Source organism: Microbacterium sp. HMWF026, from assembly GCF_003061325.1.
In the GTDB taxonomy this organism is placed as follows: Bacteria; Actinomycetota; Actinomycetes; order Actinomycetales; family Microbacteriaceae; genus Microbacterium; species Microbacterium testaceum_E.
The window spans coordinates 1-3168 of the sequence record NZ_QAJB01000090.1 but is presented as its reverse complement, the minus strand read 5'-3'; the positions used below and the strand labels follow the sequence as shown (position 1 = coordinate 3168).

3 protein-coding genes are annotated in these 3168 nt (G+C 68.7%); 1 reads left to right on the top strand and 2 read right to left on the bottom strand.

The window, feature by feature from the left end; genetic code table 11:
- Positions 1-8 precede the first annotated feature (8 nt).
- Positions 9-2078, bottom strand: coding sequence for an excinuclease ABC subunit UvrB (uvrB, locus tag DBR36_RS04300; protein ID WP_108317712.1), 2070 nt, complete (start codon positions 2076-2078; stop codon positions 9-11).
- Positions 2079-2146: 68 nt separating this feature from the next.
- Entirely contained in the window at positions 2147-2746 is a 600-nt protein-coding gene (gene coaE / locus DBR36_RS04295; RefSeq protein WP_108317711.1) for a dephospho-CoA kinase, read from the bottom strand.
- A gap of 113 nt (positions 2747-2859) precedes the next feature.
- On the opposite strand from coaE, the gene DBR36_RS04290 reads away from it, so the two are divergent.
- On the top strand, positions 2860-3168 hold a 309-nt coding region (locus DBR36_RS04290; protein WP_146185226.1), incomplete at its 3' end, for a response regulator.

Below are 3168 nucleotides of genomic sequence, written 5' to 3'. Positions count from 1 at the left end.
ATGCCGGCTCAGGCGTGCCCGGCGCGCTCCATCGCGCGCAGCTCCTTCTTGAGGTCCTGGACCTCGTCGCGAAGTCGCCCCGCGAGCTCGAACTTCAACTCGCCGGCCGCGGCCAGCATCTGCTGCGTCAGGTCGGCGATCGTCGACTCGAGCTGATCGGCACCCTCGGCCGCGATGCCCGTGCGGCGCAGCTGCGGCGTCGGCGACTTGCCCTTGCCCGCCTTGTCGTTTCGGGCCAGGAGCTTCTTGGTGTCGGTCGCCTCTCGCGCCAGGACCTCGGTGATGTCGGCGATCTTCTTGCGCAGCGGTTGCGGATCGATCCCGTGCTCGGTGTTGTAGGCGATCTGCTTCTCGCGGCGGCGCTCGGTCTCGTCGATCGCGTTGCGCATCGAGTCGGTGATCTTGTCGGCGTACATGTGCACCTCGCCCGAGACGTTACGGGCGGCACGACCGATCGTCTGGATGAGAGAGGTGCCGCTGCGCAGGAACCCCTCTTTGTCGGCGTCGAGGATCGCGACCAGCGAGACCTCGGGCAGGTCGAGGCCTTCGCGCAGCAGGTTGATGCCGACGAGCACGTCGTAGACGCCCGCGCGCAGCTCGGTGAGCAGTTCGACGCGTCGCAGGGTGTCGACATCGGAGTGCAGGTATCGGACGCGGACCCCGTGCTCGCCCAGGAAGTCGGTGAGCTCCTCGGCCATCTTCTTCGTCAGGGTGGTCACGAGCACGCGCTCGTCGCGGTCGACGCGGACGCGGATCTCTTCGAGCAGGTCGTCGATCTGCCCCTTCGAGGGCTTGACGATGATCTCGGGATCGACCAGCCCGGTCGGGCGGATGATCTGCTCGACCACCCCGTCGGCGATGCCCATCTCGTACCGGCCCGGCGTGGCCGACAGGTAGACCGTCTGCCCGACGCGCTCCTTGAACTCATCCCACCGCAGAGGGCGGTTGTCCATCGCGCTCGGCAGTCGGAAACCGTGCTCCACGAGGGTGCGCTTGCGCGAGGCGTCGCCCTCGTACATCGCTCCGATCTGCGGCACGGTGACGTGCGACTCGTCGATCACGAGCAGGAAGTCGTCGGGGAAGAAGTCGAGCAGGGTGTGCGGGGGCTCCCCGGCGACGCGGCCGTCCATGTGGCGGGAGTAGTTCTCGATCCCCGAGCAGAACCCGAGCTGCTGCAGCATCTCGAGGTCGAAGGTGGTGCGCATGCGCAGGCGCTGCGCCTCGAGCAGCTTGCCCTGCGACTCGAACTCCTTCAGACGCTCCTCGAGTTCGTGCTCGATCGTCCCGATCGCGCGGTGGACGGTGTCGGTGCCGGCCACGTAGTGCGAAGCGGGGAAGATCGGAACGGAGTCCATCTTCTGGATCACGTCGCCCGTGAGCGGGTGCAGCGTGTACAGCGCCTCGATCTCGTCACCGAACATCTCGATGCGGATCGCGTACTCCTCGTACACGGGGATGATCTCGATCGTGTCGCCCCGCACGCGGAAGTTGCCGCGCGAGAAGTCGACGTCGTTGCGGTTGTACTGCATCGAGATGAACTTGCGGATGAGGGCGTCGCGGTCGTACCGCTCCCCCACCTGCAGGGCGACCATGGCGCGCAGGTACTCTTCGGGCGCACCGAGGCCGTAGATGCAGGACACCGTGGACACGACGACGACGTCGCGCCGCGACAGCAGGGAGTTCGTGGTCGAGTGCCGCAGACGCTCCACCTCGGCGTTGATCGAGCTGTCCTTCTCGATGAAGGTGTCGGTCTGCGGGACGTACGCCTCGGGCTGGTAGTAGTCGTAGTACGAGACGAAGTACTCGACCGCGTTGTTGGGCATGAGTTCGCGGAACTCGTTCGCCAGCTGCGCCGCGAGGGTCTTGTTGTGGGCCAGCACCAGGGTCGGCCGCTGCACCTGCTCCACGAGCCAGGCGGTGGTGGCCGATTTGCCGGTACCCGTCGCACCCAGAAGGACGACGTCGGTCTCGCCCGCGTTGATGCGTCCCGCGAGCTCGGCGATCGCCTGGGGCTGGTCGCCGGACGGGGAGTATTCGCTGATGACCTCGAAGGGGCGGACGGAACGGGTGGCCTGCATGCTTCCAGCGTAGGCGGGGCCTCCGACATCGGGGTCGGGTTGCGTTCGCCGTGCGCGAGCGGACGGCGTCAGCGAGTGCCCGAGACCCGCTGCCAGAGCTCGTCGAGCTGACGCCGCGTCTCGTCGAGGGTCGTCGAGGTGTCGATCACCACGTCGGCGAGCGCCAGGCGCTCGGCATCCGAGGCCTGCGATCCGATGCGCGCCCGGGCGTCGTCCTCGCTCAGCCCGCGCGTCTCGACGAGCCGCCGCACCCGTACGTCCTCCGGAGCGTGGGCCACCACGACCAGATCCCACGCATCGCCCCCGCGAGCCTCCGCGAGCAGGGGGACGTCGTACACGACGACGGCACCGGGGTCGCTCGCGAACGCCTCGGCGAACCGCCGCTCTGATTCTGCGCGGACGGCCGGGTGCACGAGCGCGTTCAGCGCCGCCAGACGATCGGGGTTCCCGAACACCAGAGCGCCGAGCGCGGCGCGATCCAGGGCCCCATCGGCCTGCAGCACCTCGCCGAACTCACGGGCGATGGCGGCGAGCACGGCCGAGCCCGGCGCCTGGACCTCGCGGACGATCGCGTCGGCGTCCACGACGACGGCTCCGCGTTCGGCGAGCAGCTTCGCGATGGTGGATTTGCCCGAGGCGATCCCGCCCGTCAGCGCAACAAGAGGCACCCGAGCAGGATGCCACATACCCCCGGCCCTCGTGCGAGGCGGGCGTCCGCGCGCCCGGTCGTCTACCATTCGACCAGGCGGAACATCCCGAGCCGCCCGAAGAAAGCACCGTCATGCCCGTTTCCCGCACCGCGGTGGTGATCGAGGACGACCTCGACATCCGCACGCTCGTGTCCGTCGTCCTCGAGGGCGCCGGCTTCGAGGTGCACGCCGCGCCCACCGGGCTCGACGGGATTGAGCTGGTGCGACGCCACGATCCGGTCGTGACCACGCTCGACGTGAGCATGCCGGGTATCGACGGCTTCGAGACCGCGCGGCGCATCCGCGTCTTCAGCTCCACCCGCATCCTCATGGTGAGCGCACGGGCCGACGAGGCCGAGCAACGCGCCGGACGAGAGGCCGGCGCCGACGACTACCTCACC

Excerpts from the sequence above, each read along its gene's own strand:
- uvrB (WP_108317712.1), bottom strand. The coding sequence starts at position 2,078 with ATGCAGGCCACCCGTTCCGTCCGCCCCTTCGAGGTCATCAGCGAATAC.